At 32.3% G+C, this 20337-nt stretch carries 7 protein-coding genes and 1 pseudogene; all 8 read right to left on the bottom strand.

Annotated elements, in window-relative coordinates; genetic code table 11:
* Window positions 1-498: pseudogene (locus tag CVD18_RS11125) on the bottom strand (hypothetical protein); the annotation flags it as partial.
* A gap of 132 nt (window positions 499-630) precedes the next feature.
* Entirely contained in the window at window positions 631-1401 is a 771-nt protein-coding gene (locus tag CVD18_RS11120; protein WP_103865518.1) for an enoyl-CoA hydratase/isomerase, read from the bottom strand.
* 19 nt (window positions 1402-1420) lie between these two features.
* A complete protein-coding gene (locus CVD18_RS11115) occupies window positions 1421-2665 on the bottom strand; it encodes a hydroxymethylglutaryl-CoA synthase family protein (protein WP_103865517.1) in 1245 nt (414 codons plus the stop codon).
* Window positions 2666-2675: 10 nt separating this feature from the next.
* Complete coding sequence (locus CVD18_RS11110) at window positions 2676-3938, bottom strand: beta-ketoacyl synthase N-terminal-like domain-containing protein (RefSeq protein ID WP_103865516.1); 1263 nt, start codon at window positions 3936-3938, stop codon at window positions 2676-2678.
* Window positions 3935-4180, bottom strand: coding sequence for a poly(3-hydroxyalkanoate) depolymerase (locus CVD18_RS11105; RefSeq protein ID WP_103865515.1), 246 nt, complete (start codon window positions 4178-4180; stop codon window positions 3935-3937). The genes CVD18_RS11110 and CVD18_RS11105 overlap by 4 nt, the downstream gene beginning before the upstream one ends.
* Before the next feature lie 3 nt (window positions 4181-4183).
* Window positions 4184-4423, bottom strand: coding sequence for a phosphopantetheine-binding protein (locus CVD18_RS11100; protein ID WP_103865514.1), 240 nt, complete (start codon window positions 4421-4423; stop codon window positions 4184-4186).
* Window positions 4424-4435: 12 nt separating this feature from the next.
* Entirely contained in the window at window positions 4436-6742 is a 2307-nt protein-coding gene (fabD, locus tag CVD18_RS11095; protein ID WP_199185071.1) for an ACP S-malonyltransferase, read from the bottom strand.
* Window positions 6743-6748: 6 nt separating this feature from the next.
* Window positions 6749-20299: an SDR family NAD(P)-dependent oxidoreductase gene (locus CVD18_RS11090; protein WP_103865513.1), complete on the bottom strand. Its 13551-nt coding sequence runs from the start codon at window positions 20297-20299 to the stop codon at window positions 6749-6751.
* Window positions 20300-20337 lie beyond the last annotated feature (38 nt).

Below are 20337 nucleotides of genomic sequence, written 5' to 3'. Positions count from 1 at the left end.
ACAAGGTAATTCCCTGTTTCCTTTGCCAGATTCAAGAAAGAAAATATCATCACTCTCTACAATACCTTCAAAACCATCTGGAACAGCCCCTTCAAAGGCACTTAATATCTTATGACGCCAGTTAAATGAAGTTTGAATACAGATACCTGTCTGTTCAGCACATTTCTTTATCGAATTGCCTGATAGCATATGGTACAAATAAACGCTAAGCAAGTTCCTCTTTTTTAAACCAAAAGTAACTTTACCTGTAGTTTCCCTAAAATACTTCTTGCACGATTTACAAAAGTAGCGTTGTACACCATTAGCCTTGCCATTTGCACGGATATCGATGCCTTGACAATTAGGGCAATGTAGTGACTGGCTTTGTTGTACCTCGGAATGAACAGTATACAAGTCAGGCTCTGAAGGATCGACCATAGACAATAGCTCCTTAATTACGGTCTCACGACCCGATTCATCTAGGCTTTTGAAAAATTGTGTGAAAGATTCTGGCACCATTTGTATTTGTTTTTAAACAAAGATAACTAATTAAGTCGTATTATAGAATATAGCCATAAAAATCTAAGGTATTCAAGCTTTCCTCTTCACACGATGCATACATAGGAATCTGAATATCAAAGCTTAAAACAACTATTTATCCCAAGGGAATTTTCCGTTTTCCACAAAGTTTTTTATGTTAGATTGAACTTTCTCTGACTCCACCAGAGAAGTTATTTTATCTACTGCTAATTTCTGGGTATCATCACTTATAATCCAAAGTTTTGACATATAATCTTTTAAATCTAAAACAGTGCTGGACTCAAGCCTAAGCAAACGAAGTACACTTCGTCTTAAGGTATTCTCAGTATTACTAGTTATCTCATCAACCAATCCTATTTCGTATGCTCTTTTTGAATTAATTTCCTGTGTCATAAGAGTCATCCATTGGGCTTTTTGAACTCCTATTCTTTTAATTAAGAATGGCATCACACAAGCAGGCAAAAGCCCAAAGAGCGCCTCAGACAAACCAAATGTAGCTTGTCCTCCAGCAATAACAATATCACTGGCAGCAATTATACCAATACCTCCAGCATTTACTTTTCCATCTACTTTTGCGATTATAATTTTAGAACAAAAAGAAATATACTTGAGCATATTATAATATTCATTGGAATCAACACGAATTGACGCATCCCTTCCTTCTGAAATTACTGAATTAAAATCCATACCAGTACAAAATACATTTTGATTTCCTTCTAATACGACTATTTTAATAAGTGTGTTTTTTTCTGCATAAATAAAAACTTTAAGTATCTCTTTTATAAATATAGTATTGATACTATTGTTAGCTTCGGGTCTACTAAGTTTGATTAAAAGTACTCCTCGTTTTTCTATTACTTCTATAGTACTTAGCGTATTCATTATATCTAATTTGGTTTGTTTATACCCACTCGTATTTTCTGTGATAATCTTCTATTTCTGAAAATATAAGTTTATTCTTACCTTTCACGTGATTAAAGGCTTTAGGGTATAGACTGGTATCTATCTTAAAATTTTTAGTCCCAAATTTCAATTGATTATTGACCTCAAAGGTAGTTTCATATTCATCCATACTCAGAAGTGTTCTATCATCCAAATGCCCAGCGATATTAAATTTTTTCTGTTTCTCCTGTCCTTGTTTGGTAACTATACCACTATAAAATTCTGAACAACATCCTGATCCATAAGAAAAAATACCCAATCGTTTTGGTTGATCAAAATTACCATTATCTATTGTGCTGGCTAGAGCCAAATGCGTTGTAGCGCCCATAATATTTCCTACGCGCTGACAATACTCAAGAGAAGGAACCACTCGCTCTTGGAAATCCGCTTCTATACTCGCTGGATTTGCTTTCTTGAATTTACGCATATTAGTCCTATGCGCTCCCTTAACCATACCGCCAAAAGGAGTATGAAATGCTAAATAATTAAACGTAGATTGATAATCACATCCTTCTACTCTTTTTTGATATTCTTTAAAGCTATTTTCGCAACAGTCCAAATAAGAAAGTAAAGATAGATCTGCATCACCAGCTTCCTGATCAGGTACTGGGCGACACGTATCCATCACCTCATATCCATAATACCCGTTAGCGCCTTTATCAATTTGAAAAACAACTGGATTATCACTAATCAGCATTGCTACTGCTCCTGAACCAGAAGAGGGTTCTACAAATGACACTTCCATAGAACCATCAACTTCAATCATGCGCATAATATCTGTTGCTACTACCAACACTTTTTTACCAGGGGCAGCCTGAGAAAGAATGAAGTTGACACCCATCTGAAAGCCTGCTGTACCAGAATAACAAGCATTTTTAAGCTCAAATAACCTACAATTTCTACTCAGCCCTAAGTAATGATGAATATAGGTACTCATAGATTTACCAAAATCTATTCCTGATTCGGTACAAGTAATCACCATATCAATACTATCTCTTTCCTCTTGTGATAAACTATCAATGATTGGTTTGGCAGCATTTACACCATTTGATATAGGGTCTTCATAAGGCATTGGTACTGTTTTTTCTTTCATTAACAGATTTGTAAACCGATCTGTATCTAAATTTCTGTGCTTTGCTAATACTTCAACATTTAAAGCAGCCGAACCACAATAAATGTTCATAGCTTCTATTCCTACTTTCATTTTTATTTTGTTATTTATTATTTTTCAAAATTATAGCTGTATTGATACCTCCAAAACCAAAACTATTGCTCAATGTACGGTCAATATTTACTATTCGAGAAGTATCCTTTACCCAATCAATATCATCATTGATGGCTTCTATAAGATTGTTGCTTTTATGTAAAAAACCCTCTTTCATTTGAATTAGACTAGCGATTGCTTCTACCATACTTGCTGATGACAAACTGTGACCAATCAAAGATTTTGTACTATTAGCATTTATGCCTTTTAATCCTAATGACAATAATGCGGCAACCTCAGTTTTATCACCTACAATAGAGCCACTGCCATGGGTATTTACATAGTCTATCTCATTAATAGTAATATCTGCACTTTTCATAGCCCATTGAATTGCTTGTTGTTCTCCCTCCACAGAAGGATTGGGATTTCTATTGGCATCCATATGCACCCCATATCCTGCAATAGTCCCATACGTTTCTTTTTCTCTCTCTAAAGCATGTTTTTTTGATTCTAAAATCATACATCCTGCTGACTGTCCATATACAAAACCATTATGTTTCCTATCAAATGGTTTGTATATTTTAGAAAAATCTAAATGCTCCTCAACGCTAGCCATTGCACCTAAGTTCGTAAAACCTTGGTATTCATAAATAGAAAGATCCATTAGTGGTGCTACTACAATAACAACATCATATTCATTACTTTTAATTAACCTACTTCCTTGAATAATAGACATATTACCACTAGCAGAGGTAGCTCCTATGGAATACCCTTCGCCTCTTACTCCAAATAATTCTGACAATACACCTACTAAATCAGTATCAAAAAAATTAAATCCATAATTAGGGTTTAAAAACTGTAATCTATTTGCATATTTATTATGAACCTCGTCTAAACTTGATTGTTGAGTATTACTACCTCCAGATACAATGGCAACTCTGGTTAAATCGATATCTTTACTTAACCCTGCATCTTTCCATGCTTCCAAAGCACAATAAAGGCCATACTCTGTACTCTTCGAAATATTCCTAAACTGTTTTACTTTAGTCAATAATTCATCTTCAAGATTAATTTTTGTTACCTCCTCTTTAAAATTAAAATCATTTACCTGTGCTATTGGATATTCGAATAAGGTTCCTTCTTTTTTAAAAGAAATTTTTGAAAAATTTGTAGATCCTTTTCTTAAGCTCTGTGAAAATGCAGGAACACCTATTCCTATGGGAGTGATTACACCCATACCAGTAGTAACTACATCGTTTTTAGATGAAATCATGCTGATATTCTTTGAACAAACATATCTGCCAATTCACCCAAATTATTTGCTGTGTGAAATTCAAAGCGATCAACGTCTAATTTCAGATCCTCAAGTGTTTTTTCTATCAATTCAGCTCTACCCACTGAACTTGCTCCTAAAAGACATAGCTTAGATTCATATGATATTGATTCGTTTTCTAAGCTTGGAACAATCTCCCTTAGATTATTTACAATCAGTTCAAAAATTTCTTTATAATTCATGAGTTAACTTATTTTATCAGTTATTAGATCTGCTAATTCTTGTATGGTTTGAACACCTACAAATTCAATTCTCGATATATCACTATTAAGTCGCTCAAGTGTAAGTGTTATCAACTCACCACGATCAATTGAATTTGCACCGAGGTCAACCAAAGTGGAATCATTAGAAATGTCTTTACTTACTAATTCAGGAATAATCTCTATAAGATTTTCTCTTATTAAATTTATAATATCGTTTTTCATATCCTATCTTATTTAATTATTATGTATAGTTTCAAAATTGTTTTCTATAATTTTAATGGCTCCTTCCATCATTTTAATTCCGATAATATCAGAATGACGGTTTTTCCAATGTTCCAGTTCAGTTCCTTTTACCCATTGATTAAAAGCTCCCAAAGCAGGACCAGTATGCACTTGAAAATTTACTTTTTCCTTTATATCTGCATCAAAAGATAATCGCATGCTATATCCAAAATACCATCTGAATACAAGAGCCATTTTTTTCTTTGGAGTTTGTTCTGCATCTTTAATTACAGATTTTTCTCCTTTATTAATCAAATAATTCTTTGTTTCCTCCCATACATCAGATATTGATTTTTTAAAATATGATTTCTCTAACTGTTTAATAGTCTTCTCTGGGATTTCTTCTAATGAATTATATTGTTGATAGAGTCTATATAACTTATTCGCTCTTGTCGAAAACAGGATTCCTTTCTTTAACACCTGAACTTTTGCGCCTATTTCAAACATATCTCCAGCTGGTGCATAATCAGTATCCTGAACATTAATATCTTGTAATAAGTCTTTTACTACATCACTCATTCCTGCTTCAACAGTGCATTGATTTATGGAACCAGTCAATACAAAGTCTGCACCCATAATAAATGCACAAGCAACCGCCTGCGGTGTTCCTATTCCTCCTGCTAATCCAATACGTATAAATTCCTCATAAATAAATTCTTTTTGAATATCTGCTCTTAGGTTTTGTATCGAAGGGAGTAATACTAATGCTACTCCACCATCAGTATGTCCTCCTGAATCTGCTTCCACACAAATATCGTGACTCATAGGAACCATCTTAGATATTTCAGCTTGCTCTTTGGAAATAAGTCCCTGATCTAACAGCCTATTAACAACTCTTTCAGGAGCGGGGTTCATAAATGCTTCTGCTACTTCTGGTCTCGACACTTTTGCCATTATATGATGATTACAAATTATCCTACCCTCTTTATTTTTACTAAGACCCTTTAATCGATAATATACAATAGCTGGCGTTATTCTCATAAATGCAGCTGCTTCAATGATTTTAATATTATGCTTTAGATATAGTTTTACAGTCTCCATTTCCACATCAGGATTTATAAGGTTATGAAGTAGATTCAAACCAAATGACTCTCCATTAATTAATTCTCTATGAATAAAATGTATACATTTTTCTATTTCTTCTAAAGGCATCCCCCCAGTACCAAGAAAAGATAGCATTTTTGCCCTCGCCATTCGTACAACAAGCTCCTTAGAGGCAATTCCCCTGTACATAGCACCTGTTACATATGCATAGTTAACATCATAAGCTTTACGAAAAGTAAGACTACCTAATTGAGTACTTAAATTTGATTTTTTTTTCATTCCATTTTGTTTATAACTGGATGTGGCTATTGGAGTAACTTGTTTTTCAAAATCATTAACTAATCGATTTTTAGACTTCTCATAATCTTCTTCGATTGGAGAACAATTATCTCTAATTTCAGCTACCATTTTGGTAAGTATTACACTATTAACTTCCTCATATTCTGTAACACCTTTTCCCATTAATAACCGAATCATATTTATCCAATGAACAGGGCTTGAAATTTGTTTACTTAATAATTCTGAAATATTATTGTTTTGATATGGAAGTCCCGTTACGTTAGAAATAACTGTAGTTTTCAAAGGTGAAAATTCATAATTTTTCAGAAAAAAAGAAAACTCTTCAGCTGCCGAGTTCATATATCTTGAATGAAATGGAGCAGTAACAAATAGTGGAATGATTTTTATATTTTGATAATCAAAATCTTTAATCACTCTATTAATTTCATTTTGTGGGCCTGCAATTACAATTTGAGATGGTGTATTAAAATTTGCTATATCAATTTGATTGTATTTACCTTCTTCTAACTTATCTTGTAGTGCTTTTGCATTGAGACCAAGTACTGCAGCCATACCTCCTCCAGATGCCTCTGCCATAAGCTCACCTCTTCTCTTAACTAATCTCAATCCTGTTTCAAAATCAAATGCTTCTGCTGCAAGTAATGCATTATATTCACCTAAGCTGTGACCAATTAAATAATCTGCATTCACCTCTCCTTTCTGATAATATGAAAGAGCATTAATAACATACAATGCTGGCTGAGTAAACTGAGTTTTTGACAATTCTTTGTTTGGGTCTTTTAAACACAACTCTTCTAAATCATAACCAAGAATATCAGAAGCTCGAATAACTTTATTTTTATAAGATTTAAATAAATCTTTTCCCATACCCCTATATTGGGATCCCTGACCAGGAAACATAATTACTTTTTTCATTAATTTCTATTTTCTTAATTTATTAATCCATTCACTTAAAAATGGTTTTTTTATTATATTAAAATGATCTCCAGGAGAATTGATTACTTCAATTGATTTGTAATAAGACGACCAACCTAATGCATCGTCATCGAATTCCGAAAAAGATTCATTAGCCTTAACAAGTGTAATATCATATGGAAGCTTGTGTTTAAGCTTATATTTAATACTCATAGAGTAATCATATAAAGTATATATGCGAGAGAAGAATTCTTTATTTATTATCGCTCCTTTTTCTATCAAAAAATTATAAATTAAATCAATCCTATTTTTCCTAGGACGTTTAGATATTTTTTGACAATATTCTATAATCTCTTTTTCTTCGACAATCAACTTCAATTGTTCACACAATAAATGAATAAAAAAAGCCAATCGTTCTTTAGATTTCATTTTTAAGGTATTTGTATAACTATCTAATAAAACAATGGATTTAGCTTCAATATTATTATTTTTTAATAATCCTAATAATTCAAAAAGTACTAGACCTCCAAAACTATGGGCATATAAATTAATATCTTCTTTAATAGCTATTGTCTTTATCATTTCGCAATAGTGTTCAGCAATCGATTCCATAGATATGAGTGGCTCTTTACCGTCAAAACCAACCATATGAACTCCAAATACCGATTCTTCTTTTAAATTTTTAGCTAATTCGTAATAACCATCAACTATTCCGGGCATTCCGGGTATAATTATTGCTATAGCGCCTTTTTTTGCCTCTTTAAAACAAATTACATGCTTATTCAAGTCAGAAGTGACTTCATCATTAGATTTAATGCGACTGGTAACTAAACTATTTAATTCGTTTATCCTTATTAAAGGCTTTTTAATGGTTTCTACCTCTAAAACTCTAGCTTGTTTATGGGCTTTAGATTGATTTGAAATTTTTGTAATATTTGGTATATCAATAACTTCATTTAAACCTAAATCATGTTTTTTAAATAATTTATCAGAATAATCTTCCAATAAATACACTACTAACATTTCAATTGTGGGGTAATTATAAAATGTTGTAGGCATTAGCTCTAAATCATAATAGGAATTAAGCTCATTACTGAATTGAGTTGATAGTATAGAGTCAAAACCATAATCTCCTAATTCTTCATCTATCTCTATGTTACTAATATCAAGCTTAAGTAAATCAGAGGCAGTCTCCAATATCTTTATTGTAACTTTTTCTTGTAATTTTGAGATTTCAATATCACCTATTATTTTAGATGTAGGTTGTATTGGTTTCTTTACTATTAGTTTTTTATTTACCTTATCCTTATAGCCAAATGCTACAATTCCTTGTAGAATCGAACTATTAAGAAGCTCATCAAAAACTTTAACTCCTTCTAATGTAGGTAAAGGTAGCATGCCCCAATATTTTTCTAAAAATTGTGCGCTCTCCTTCTCTATATGCATACCTCCTTGCTCCCATAGTGGCCAATTAATGCTTAATGTTTTTCCTTGCCTTTCTCCTTGTAAACGTTTTTCTTCACGATATAAAGCGTAATTATCTAAATATGCATTGGCACTCGAGTAATCAGACTGTCCTATGTTACCTAAAACTCCTGCTATCGAAGAAAAGAATAGCATGAAATCTAAAGCATCTCCTTTTGATGCTTCATCAAGATTTTTAACTCCTGAAACTTTTGAAGAAAACACCATATTAACCTCTTCTGATGTCTTCTTACTAATAATACTATCTTGAATAACACCAGCACTATGAATAATACCATTCAATTTGCCATGGCTTTCTTTTATCTTACTCATCAAAGAAACCACTTCTTCTTTTTTACTTACATCACAACAATAATAACTCGCCTGCTGTAATGATGATAAAATAACTTCTTTTTCTTTCGTTAAAGCACTACGCCCAATAAGAATAAGATGAACTCCTTTAGTCTTATTAATATGTGAAGTGAAAATTTGACCCAATCCACCAAAGCCTCCCGTTATTAAATACACACCTCCTTCTTTTATACAAACAGAATCTGTAGCTATAGAAGGTGAAGACACACTAAGGCTTTTTATTTCTCTATTACTTCCGATATAACGTACTTCCGAATCAGTTGTAACCTGCTCTTTATAGAGTATTGACAAAATAGAATCTATACATGTAATGGAAAGACTATCCACACCTAAGGCTTTACCTGTTATTCTTGGGTTTTCAAGACTGGCTGTTTTTAACAAGCCTGAAATAAAACCATAGTCAACATAATAATCATTCTCGTATAATAATGTAATATGTACCTCTTGATTGTCCTGTATTTTAGTCCTTACTATTTCTAGTATATTTAAGAAATATGATTGTTCTGACTCCCCTGATATAATCAAAACTTCAATCTCCAAATCTTCTCTTAATAAATCCGTTAGCTCTATTGAACCTCCAGCTACTAATACTATTTGTGATTTATGGACTTGAGTAGATAAGTCATCTGATGAAATACCCCAAGTATTAGTATACAAATGGGTCTCTACCTTAGTCTCTAAAATGGGAGCTGAAAAATTATTTAATGGTAGAACAACAAATTCTTTAAAACTTATCAATACTTCTCCTAATTCATTCAAAAGATCTATATCGTACTCAACAACTTTACTATTAACTGTATTTTTCTTAACATAACACCATACCGTCTCAGTAAGGTCTTTAAAAATAGTTAACTCTTTAAGACTAAAAGGAAGATGAAGAGTTGCTAAGGTTTCTTCTTCTATAGCAAAACCTATACAAGTCTGTAAAGCACTATCTAAAATCCCTGGTTGTAATAAATACCCCTCTTCTTTTGGTAATCTAATTCTTGAAAGTACTACCGAATCATTATACCAAAGTTGTTCTATCCCTTGAAAACTAGGACCATAATTTAGATTTATGCCTTTAAAAAAATCATAGCACCAGTCTTTAGTTTTTGATTTAGTTAATTGTTTTTTAATAGAAAGTAAATCATAGTTAGGTGGTAAGCTTTGTATACTTGTACTCAACTTTCCCTGGCTATGAATTTGTTCCTCATCATTATTAGTTGAGTATACCTCATAACCAAAACTATCTTCTAGCGGATAAATACTAATACTTAATTTTTCTGGAGAACTATTTACATGTATAGGACTTATCCAAGTAATATCCTTAAGTTGAGTTACAGAATCCCCTATACTTAAGTTACCAGCTACTCGTGCAAGCTCTAAATAAGCTACTCCAGGCAATACTTTATCTTCTTTTACCTTATGATCTGATAGAAAAGATTCTTCTCCTGTATATATACTCGTATATTTCTGCTCTTTTAAGTTTGACTCATTAAAATGAAGTAGTGGATGTAATTTACTTTCTCCTTTTAACTGACTCTCCACATCTTTTTCTGGAATCCAATATCGCTCTCTAGCAAAAGGGTAAGTCGGCAAACTTATTTTATTAGGGGTATTGTCTTTTTCATAAAGTAATTGCCAATCTATAACAACACCTTTTGTCCATAATTGAGCTAACGCTTTAATTTGTTGTGAAGATATTGCTGTTTGAATATAAGCTTCTCCAGCTGCTCCTTCTAATAAAAAATTATTTTTTTCTTTTTTACTATTACCTGTTAAAAACTCTTCTATTTGTCCTCGCTTAAATCTATTTAATTGCTCTTGTAACTCATTTTTATCATTAGAAATAAATGCTACTCGTTCCTCCATACTTTCTCTACCTATTTGTAAAGTATAGGCAATATCATGTAAATTTAAATCAGAATTTGATTCCAAATATTCTTCTAAATTATTCGCTTGATCCTGTAATCTATTCTTGTTTTTGGCTGAAAGTAATATAATGACAGGAGTCTTTTTTTCATAAATATTCCTTGTCTTAGGAATATATTCTTCTATAATAATATGAGAGTTAGCTCCTCCAAATCCAAAACTACTTACACCTGCAATTCGAGGCTTGTTACCTAAGGATTTCCAAGCTTTCGTTTCTTCTTGTAAATAAAAAGGACTATTACTCAATTGAAGATATTCATTTGGTGTCTTTAAGTGAACATTTCCTGGGAGTATCTGATGTTTTAAGGATAATAACACCTTTATTACTCCAGCCATACCTGCCGCTGCTTCTAAATGACCAATATTGGTTTTTACACTACCAATACCACAATAAGGCGTTTTCGGAATATCATAGTTCTTTTCTTTATAAAGTTCTTTGAAAGCTAACTTTAATCCCTCTATTTCTATAGGGTCACCTAAAGGAGTGCCTGTACCGTGAGCTTCTATATAACTAACATCTCGAGGGTCAACGCCTGCTGAGCGGTAAGCTTTAAGTAATAAATTTTTTTGTGCATTAGGGTTAGGAGAGGTTAAAGTATTAGCCTTTCCTCCATGATTTTCTGCCGTACTCTTAATCACTCCGTAAATATGATCTCCATCAGCTTCTGCTTTATCTAAGGATTTCAAAATTATAGTTCCCACACCTTCTCCTCGTACATAACCATTAGCCTCCTGATCAAAGGTCTTACATCTACCATCCTCACTAAGCATTCCTGCTTGACTAAAGGATAATGTTAATATTGGGGATAGTAAAGCATTCACTCCTCCTGCGATAGCTATGTCACAATGACCATTCATAATATGTTCAACCGCGCGATGAATTGCTACTAATGAGCTACTACACGCAGTATCGACAGGTTCGCTTGGACCATGAAGATCTAATAAATAAGAAATACGATTCACAAGTACTGAATGAGATGAACCCGTAGGATACTGAGCTTGACTAATTAAATCTAATTGATCAGTCAGCAATAATGAGTAATCTGAGCTAGCTACACCCACAAAGACCCCTGTATTACTTCCTCTTATTTCATCTGTTGCTATTGAAGCATCTTCTAAGGCTTGATATACTGATTCAAGAATAATTCGTTGTTGTGGATCCATCAATTCTGCTTCTCTTGGTGATATTCCAAAGAATAAAGGGTCAAACTTATCGATATCTTTAATAAATCCCCCCCACTTAGCTTTGGTCTTACTTTTTTCTAATTTTGAATCACCATAATACTCTCTCCAATCCCAACGATCATTGGGGATTTCCGTAATTAAATCTTGATTATTTTTAATATGATTCCAAAATGTTTCTAAATCAGGTGAGCCAGGAAAGCGACCACTTATTCCAACTATCGCTACTCCTTCTGAAAGTTTTTTACTAGTCTTTTCTTCTAAAACTCTAGCTTGTTTTTTTAAATTTAAAAATCTTGATTGTTTATGGGCTTTAGATTGATTTGAAATTTTTGTAATATTTGGTATATCAATAACTTCATTTAAACCTAAATCATGTTTTTTAAATAATTTATCAGAATAATCTTCCAATAAATACACTACTAACATTTCAATTGTGGGGTAATTATAAAATGTTGTAGGCATTAGCTCTAAATCATAATAGGAATTAAGCTCATTACTGAATTGAGTTGATAGTATAGAGTCAAAACCATAATCTCCTAATTCTTCATCTATCTCTATGTTACTAATATCAAGCTTAAGTAAATCAGAGGCAGTCTCCAATATCTTTATTGTAACTTTTTCTTGTAATTTTGAGATTTCAATATCACCTATTATTTTAGATGTAGGTTGTATTGGTTTCTTTACTATTAGTTTTTTATTTACCTTATCCTTATAGCCAAATGCTACAATTCCTTGTAGAATCGAACTATTAAGAAGCTCATCAAAAACTTTAACTCCTTCTAATGTAGGTAAAGGTAGCATGCCCCAATATTTTTCTAAAAATTGTGCGCTCTCCTTCTCTATATGCATACCTCCTTGCTCCCATAGTGGCCAATTAATGCTTAATGTTTTTCCTTGCCTTTCTCCTTGTAAACGTTTTTCTTCACGATATAAAGCGTAATTATCTAAATATGCATTGGCACTCGAGTAATCAGACTGTCCTATGTTACCTAAAACTCCTGCTATCGAAGAAAAGAATAGCATGAAATCTAAAGCATCTCCTTTTGATGCTTCATCAAGATTTTTAACTCCTGAAACTTTTGAAGAAAACACCATATTAACCTCTTCTGATGTCTTCTTACTAATAATACTATCTTGAATAACACCAGCACTATGAATAATACCATTCAATTTGCCATGGCTTTCTTTTATCTTACTCATCAAAGAAACCACTTCTTCTTTTTTACTTACATCACAACAATAATAACTCGCCTGCTGTAATGATGATAAAATAACTTCTTTTTCTTTCGTTAAAGCACTACGCCCAATAAGAATAAGATGAACTCCTTTAGTCTTATTAATATGTGAAGTGAAAATTTGACCCAATCCACCAAAGCCTCCCGTTATTAAATACACACCTCCTTCTTTTATACAAACAGAATCTGTAGCTATAGAAGGTGAAGACACACTAAGGCTTTTTATTTCTCTATTACTTCCGATATAACGTACTTCCGAATCAGTTGTAACCTGCTCTTTATAGAGTATTGACAAAATAGAATCTATACATGTAATGGAAAGACTATCCACACCTAAGGCTTTACCTGTTATTCTTGGGTTTTCAAGACTGGCTGTTTTTAACAAGCCTGAAATAAAACCATAGTCAACATAATAATCATTCTCGTATAATAATGTAATATGTACCTCTTGATTGTCCTGTATTTTAGTCCTTACTATTTCTAGTATATTTAAGAAATATGATTGTTCTGACTCCCCTGATATAATCAAAACTTCAATCTCCAAATCTTCTCTTAATAAATCCGTTAGCTCTATTGAACCTCCAGCTACTAATACTATTTGTGATTTATGGACTTGAGTAGATAAGTCATCTGATGAAATACCCCAAGTATTAGTATACAAATGGGTCTCTACCTTAGTCTCTAAAATGGGAGCTGAAAAATTATTTAATGGTAGAACAACAAATTCTTTAAAACTTATCAATACTTCTCCTAATTCATTCAAAAGATCTATATCGTACTCAACAACTTTACTATTAACTGTATTTTTCTTAACATAACACCATACCGTCTCAGTAAGGTCTTTAAAAATAGTTAACTCTTTAAGACTAAAAGGAAGATGAAGAGTTGCTAAGGTTTCTTCTTCTATAGCAAAACCTATACAAGTCTGTAAAGCACTATCTAAAATCCCTGGTTGTAATAAATACCCCTCTTCTTTTGGTAATCTAATTCTTGAAAGTACTACCGAATCATTATACCAAAGTTGTTCTATCCCTTGAAAACTAGGACCATAATTTAGATTTATGCCTTTAAAAAAATCATAGCACCAGTCTTTAGTTTTTGATTTAGTTAATTGTTTTTTAATAGAAAGTAAATCATAGTTAGGTGGTAAGCTTTGTATACTTGTACTCAACTTTCCCTGGCTATGAATTTGTTCCTCATCATTATTAGTTGAGTATACCTCATAACCAAAACTATCTTCTAGCGGATAAATACTAATACTTAATTTTTCTGGAGAACTATTTACATGTATAGGACTTATCCAAGTAATATCCTTAAGTTGAGTTACAGAATCCCCTATACTTAAGTTACCAGCTACTCGTGCAAGCTCTAAATAAGCTACTCCAGGCAATACTTTATCTTCTTTTACCTTATGATCTGATAGAAAAGATTCTTCTCCTGTATATATACTCGTATATTTCTGCTCTTTTAAGTTTGACTCATTAAAATGAAGTAGTGGATGTAATTTACTTTCTCCTTTTAACTGACTCTCCACATCTTTTTCTGGAATCCAATATCGCTCTCTAGCAAAAGGGTAAGTCGGCAAACTTATTTTATTAGGGGTATTGTCTTTTTCATAAAGTAATTGCCAATCTATAACAACACCTTTTATCCATAATTGAGCTAATAATGATAAGTCTTTATTTTTTAAAGCTACAGAAAGATATTCTTTACCTGTATTTCCTTCAAAAACAAAATCTCCTTTAGACTCCTTAATATTAGCACATAACAGACCTTTTGTTTCTCCTAATATGAATTTAGTTAAAATATTTTTTAGCTCTATTTTATCTCGAACAACAAAAGCAAGTCGTTCCTCCATACTTTCTCTACCTATTTGTAAAGTGTAGGCAATATCACGTAAATTTAAATCAGAATTTGATTCTAAATATTCTTCTAAATTATTCGCTTGATCCTCTAATCTATTCTTGTTTTTGGCTGAAAGTAATATAATGACAGGTGCCTTTTTTTCATAAACATTCCTTGTCTTAGGAATATATTCTTCTATAACGATATGGGCATTTGTTCCACTAAAACCAAAACCACTAATAGCTGCTTTTCTTGACTTACCCTCATCAACTTGCCATTCTTTTAATGATGTATTGACATAAAAAGGGCTTGCTATTAAATTTATATGCTCATTAAGAGCATTAAAATTAAGCGTTGGAGGTATTTGTTTGTTCTTAATAGATAATAATACTTTGATTACTCCCGCAACTCCAGATGCAGTTAGCGTATGACCAATATTAGTTTTTACACTACCAATACCACAATAATCTTCAGTATTAGTATAAGATTCAAATGAACGCCTTAAAGCTTTTATTTCAATTGGGTCTCCTAATTTAGTTCCAGTACCATGGCTCTCGACATAAGTTATATCTGAAGGGTCAATGTTATATTTTTTATAAACCTCTATTTGTAAACGATTTTGTGAATCTACATTTGGTGCTGTTATACCATTAGTTTTTCCGTCCTGGTTAATAGCACTACCTTTTATTACTCCATAAACTCTGTCCCCATCAATTTCAGCTTTAGATAGTGATTTTAATAATAAAACACCAACTGCTTCACCAGGTACAAAACCATTAGCTTTGTTATCAAAAGTATGACATTTACCATCTTCACTTAGCATACCAGATTTACTAGTTGCGATATGCATTCGTTCTGAAGTCATCACATATACACCTCCAGCTAATGCTGTTTCACATTCCCCAATTCTAATACTTTGACAAGCTTGATGAATAGCTACAAGGCTACTTGAACAAGCTGTATCTATTGAGATAGCAGGACCATCCAAATTTAAATGATAAGATATTCGACCTGCCAATATAGAAGAAGATGTACCTGTAAAGGTATGGTTATCCATTTCTTCTTGTTCAATATTAATCATATAATCACCTTGCCCTACACCAACAAATACTCCACATTTTTGATTAGATAATAATTCACTAGTGTATCCCGAATCTTCGATAGCTTTCCAGCTTTCTTCAATGAACAAACGTTGTTGAGGATCCATACGTTCAGCTTCTCTTGGAGAAATGTTAAAAAATAATGGATCAAACTTGTCTTCATCATCAAGATATCCCATCCACTTACCATAACTCTTCCCTTCAATTTTTATATCTTTATCAAAAAAATGAGGTATTGACCATTTCCTCTCAGGAACTTCCTTTATACTATTTTTACCAGTTTTTATATTCTCCCAGAATTCGTTTACATTTAAAGCATCAGGAAATCTTCCACTCATACCAATGATGGCTATATCCTGAATATATTTATTAATATTTTTTTTTTCATGTTCCCTTTGATAAGAATCCAATTTAGTTTTAGTGAGGCTTTCTTTTCCCATTTCATCTGCATCAGCTATAGATTCTTCATTTACTAAAGCTTCTAAAGTGGGTTTAAGTAGTATTTTTGAATCTTCTCTAAAATGTTCATCTAATAAATTAGATTCTTTTGAAATTAAATCCGATAATTTGTTGATTGTATAGTAGTCATATAAAATTATAGCCTCAAAATTTACATTGAAAGTATTGTTTATTGAGCGAATGAGTTCAACTCCACTTATAGAATCAAGTCCTAAATCAACAAAAGCTACATCTTCATCTATCTCATTAGATGGAATATGTAATACGTCTTCAAATAGCTCCTTAAGCTTTTTTACATTATTCGAAATATTAATTAAAGCTTTTTTTTCTTTTTCTTGAAAAAAAGCTAATGTTCCAGATGGTTTAGTAACTTTTTCATTTCCCATTTCATCTGCATCAGCTATAGATTCTTCATTTACTAAAGCTTCTAAAGTAGGTTTAAGTAGTATTTTTGAATCTTCTTTAAAAGATTCATCTAATAAATTAGATTCTTTTGAAATTAAACCTGATAATTTGTTGATTGTGTAGTAGTCATATAAAATTATAGCCTCAAAATTTACATTGAAAGTATTGTTTATTGAGCGAATGAGTTCAACTCCACTTATAGAATCAAGTCCTAAATCAACAAAAGCTACATCTTCACCTATCTCATTAGATGGAATATGTAATATGTCTTCAAATAGCTCCTTAAGCTTTTTTACATTATTCGAAATATTTACTAAAACATTATTTTTTGTATTGGAAAAGTTTGTGTTTTTTAGTTTAATGCTATTTATTGACCTTTGAGTAATAGGTTTGGAGGTTTGATACATTACACTTTCTACAGATACTAATTCTGTTTTCACTAAGACCTTAGAGGGAATTATTTTTTCAGAAATACTATTCAACAAAGAATCTTTAGATCCTTGTTTTTTAAAGGTTTGTGCTATTTTTGAAGTTACCTCTTCAGTATGAAAAGTCAATTCGTGCATCTTTTCCTCTTCATTGATATGTTTTTGTAATTCTAAAAGTAAATTACCAGACATATTTTTCTTTAGTACTTCTAAAGCTTTTCTTGGTTTTAAACTCAATTCTTGCGCTATCCGAAGTGCTTCATTTAAAACATTCCTTGTTACAATTACTGAAGCACCTCTTGACTTGATTTCAGACCCTTTTAGATGTCTTGCTGTATACATCATTTCTGTAGCCAAAGGTTTACCTAATTTCTCTCCAAGAATGTACGTTGCTCCCATTCCTGGAGTGAATCCGTATTTCATAAAATTAGCAGTATATATCGAATCTTGGGACATCAAAACGATATCTCCGTATAATCCGAAGAGCATACCCCCTCCAAATGCATGCCCTTGCATTGCTGTTATTACAGGTATGTCAAATTCCAATAAGCCCCTATATAAAAATGGAAAATCTGTAAATCGCCCTTTTTTAGAAGCTATATCTTGTAAAGCCTCTTGGGAGCCTCCCATGCAAAATATATTATCATATCCAGTTAAAACAACAGCTTTTAAGTTTTTATTCTCCCTTAAATCGAGAAAGGTTTTTTGCAAGCTCTTAATTAAATCAAGAGTAAACATATTTTTAGATTCTCGGGATTGCATTTTCACTAATGCAACTACTCCATTCAATATTGTTGTATTAATTTCATCACCAACAACATGACTTACATTTTGTTGCATCTTTTCGCTTTCCCAAATACTACCCGTATTTAATTTCATCAAATGGTTTTTATTTGTAAATTTTTGAGTTTTAGTTGGATTATGACTATCAAACCAATACCTATTTCGTTCAAAAGAATAAGCTGGTAAGCTAATTATATTAGGAACATTTCCTTTTTGATAAAGTAAGGTCCAATCGATTACTGTTCCAGTGGACCATAACTGAACTAGAATTTCTGATTGTTTATTTGCAATAGCTTCGTTTAGGTATACTTCTCCAGCTTCTCCTTTCAAAAGAAAATGATTTTTAGCATTGCCTATAAATAACCCCTCAGTTTTACCTGCTTTGTAATTACCCAACTGAGTTATTAAATCATCGAAATCCAAGACTATAAACGATAATCGTTCTTCCATCGATTCCCTACCAATCTGTAATGTGTAGGCTATATCAGATATAGCAATCTCTATATTTCCCTCAAGATAATTTAGCAATTTTTTCACCTTATCGTTTAGACGATTCTTATTCCTTGCAGATAGTACAATTATTGTAGGGAAATCACTTATATAGCCTGCTTTTTCCTTTGAAATATATTCTTCTATAATAATGTGCGCATTAGATCCACCTGCTCCAAAACTACTAATACCTGCTAGCCTAGGCTTATCATTACTTACCTCCCAATTTTTCAACTCTTGTTGAACTTTAAAGGGAGTCTTTTTAAAATCTATATTGGTATTTAATATTTCAGAATGAAGGCTTGGGACTATTTGTTTATGTTTTAGCTGCAGTAGCACTTTGGCTAGACCCGATATCCCTGCTGCCGATTCGCAGTGGCCAATATTACTCTTCACACTACCTATCGCACAATATTGACTTTCTTTAATATTACTTTCAAATGCTTTACTTAATCCTGCTATTTCTATAGGATCACCTAAATTCGTACCTGTTCCATGAGCTTCTATATAACTGAAATCTTCTGGTTTTACCCCCGCTCTAATTATTGTATCTCTAATAACTTCTGCTTGAGCATTGGGATTTGGAACTGAATACCCATTGGTCTTTCCCCCATGATTTAGACAACTACCCTTAATAACTCCATATATCTGATCACCATCTGCCTTGGCTTGACTTAAGTGTTTCAATAAAACTACGCCAACTCCCTCTGAAGGAACATAACCCGATCCTCCCTCTCCAAAACTCTCACATCTTCCCATATCCGATACAAACCTATTTTGACTTAGCATCTTATATTTATTAGGATGTACACTCAGATTAACTCCGCCAGCTATAGCCATACCACAATGACCATTATTAATCGCATCGATTGCTAAATGAATTGCTGTTAAGGAACTCGAACACATAGTATCTACTCCCATGCTTGGTCCATGTAAATTCAAATAATAAGATACTCTATTTGCAATACTACTTGGACTATTCCATAACGGCATCGGATTTCCCTTAAGTGTCTCTTCTGCTCCAAATAACTGATATTCACTATACATGACACCTGCATAAACACCTACATGACCACCTAATTTTGAAGCCTTAGATGATCGTATATTCTGTAGTCGTTCTCGTGTATATCCACCATCTTCTAAACTCTCCCAAACGGTTTGTAAAAATAATCGCTCTTGAGGATCCATTATCTCTGCTTCTCGTGGTGAAATGTTAAAAAACAAAGGATCAAACTTATCAATATCATCAATAAAGCCACCCCACTTACTGTAACTCTTGCCTAAAGTATCTTTATCTTCATCATAAAAATCAACCATATCCCAGCGATCATGTGGAATCTCTGTAACGCTGTCAATTCCATTTTTAAGGTTGTCCCAAAAGTCCTCCATAGTATTAGCCCCTGGATATCGACCACTTAAACCGATAATAGCAATATCTTGTGAAACGTTCTCCGAAAGCTTATTCTTATTTGAATCCATTAACTTAGCAACGGGTTCACCAAAATACAGTGGAGCAGAATTTGATTTAATAATACCCTGTTCTTTTAGAGATAATGAGGATACTAAAGTTGTATTAAAAGTTTCTTTTTGTTTTAATCCAGTAATTCCTAATGATGAATTCGTATTTCCAAATTTCATACTTATTTGTTCGCTATAACCTTCCAAAAGATAAGTTGAAAGATCTTCTATATTTTGATTTTCAAAAAATAATGTAGGATATAAATCTATGCCTAAATCTTCTCCCAATGATTTTGTCATCTCAATCATTTGATTAGATTCCAAACCCAAATCCATGAAATTTTTATCTATTGTAAAATCTTCATCCGATTTATTTATGGCTATCTTTTCTTTTAAATACAAAATAAGTGCTTCTTTCATTATACTTTTTTTATTTTATTTAACCTATCAATTATTTT

Origin of the sequence: Aquimarina sp. I32.4, from assembly GCF_002924285.1 — a bacterium.
In the GTDB taxonomy this organism is placed as follows: Bacteria; Bacteroidota; Bacteroidia; order Flavobacteriales; family Flavobacteriaceae; genus Aquimarina.
Note: the sequence above shows the minus strand (reverse complement) of the source record. Positions and strands in the feature narration are given on the sequence as shown.

Excerpts from the sequence above, each read along its gene's own strand:
- CVD18_RS11100 (WP_103865514.1), bottom strand. The coding sequence starts at position 4,423 with ATGAAAAACGATATTATAAATTTAATAAGAGAAAATCTTATAGAGATT.
- CVD18_RS11110 (WP_103865516.1), bottom strand. The coding sequence starts at position 3,938 with ATGATTTCATCTAAAAACGATGTAGTTACTACTGGTATGGGTGTAATC.
- fabD (WP_199185071.1), bottom strand. The coding sequence starts at position 6,742 with ATGAAAAAAGTAATTATGTTTCCTGGTCAGGGATCCCAATATAGGGGT.
- CVD18_RS11090 (WP_103865513.1), bottom strand. The coding sequence starts at position 20,299 with ATGAAAGAAGCACTTATTTTGTATTTAAAAGAAAAGATAGCCATAAAT.
- CVD18_RS11105 (WP_103865515.1), bottom strand. The coding sequence starts at position 4,180 with ATGAATTATAAAGAAATTTTTGAACTGATTGTAAATAATCTAAGGGAG.
- CVD18_RS11115 (WP_103865517.1), bottom strand. The coding sequence starts at position 2,665 with ATGAAAGTAGGAATAGAAGCTATGAACATTTATTGTGGTTCGGCTGCT.
- CVD18_RS11120 (WP_103865518.1), bottom strand. The coding sequence starts at position 1,401 with ATGAATACGCTAAGTACTATAGAAGTAATAGAAAAACGAGGAGTACTT.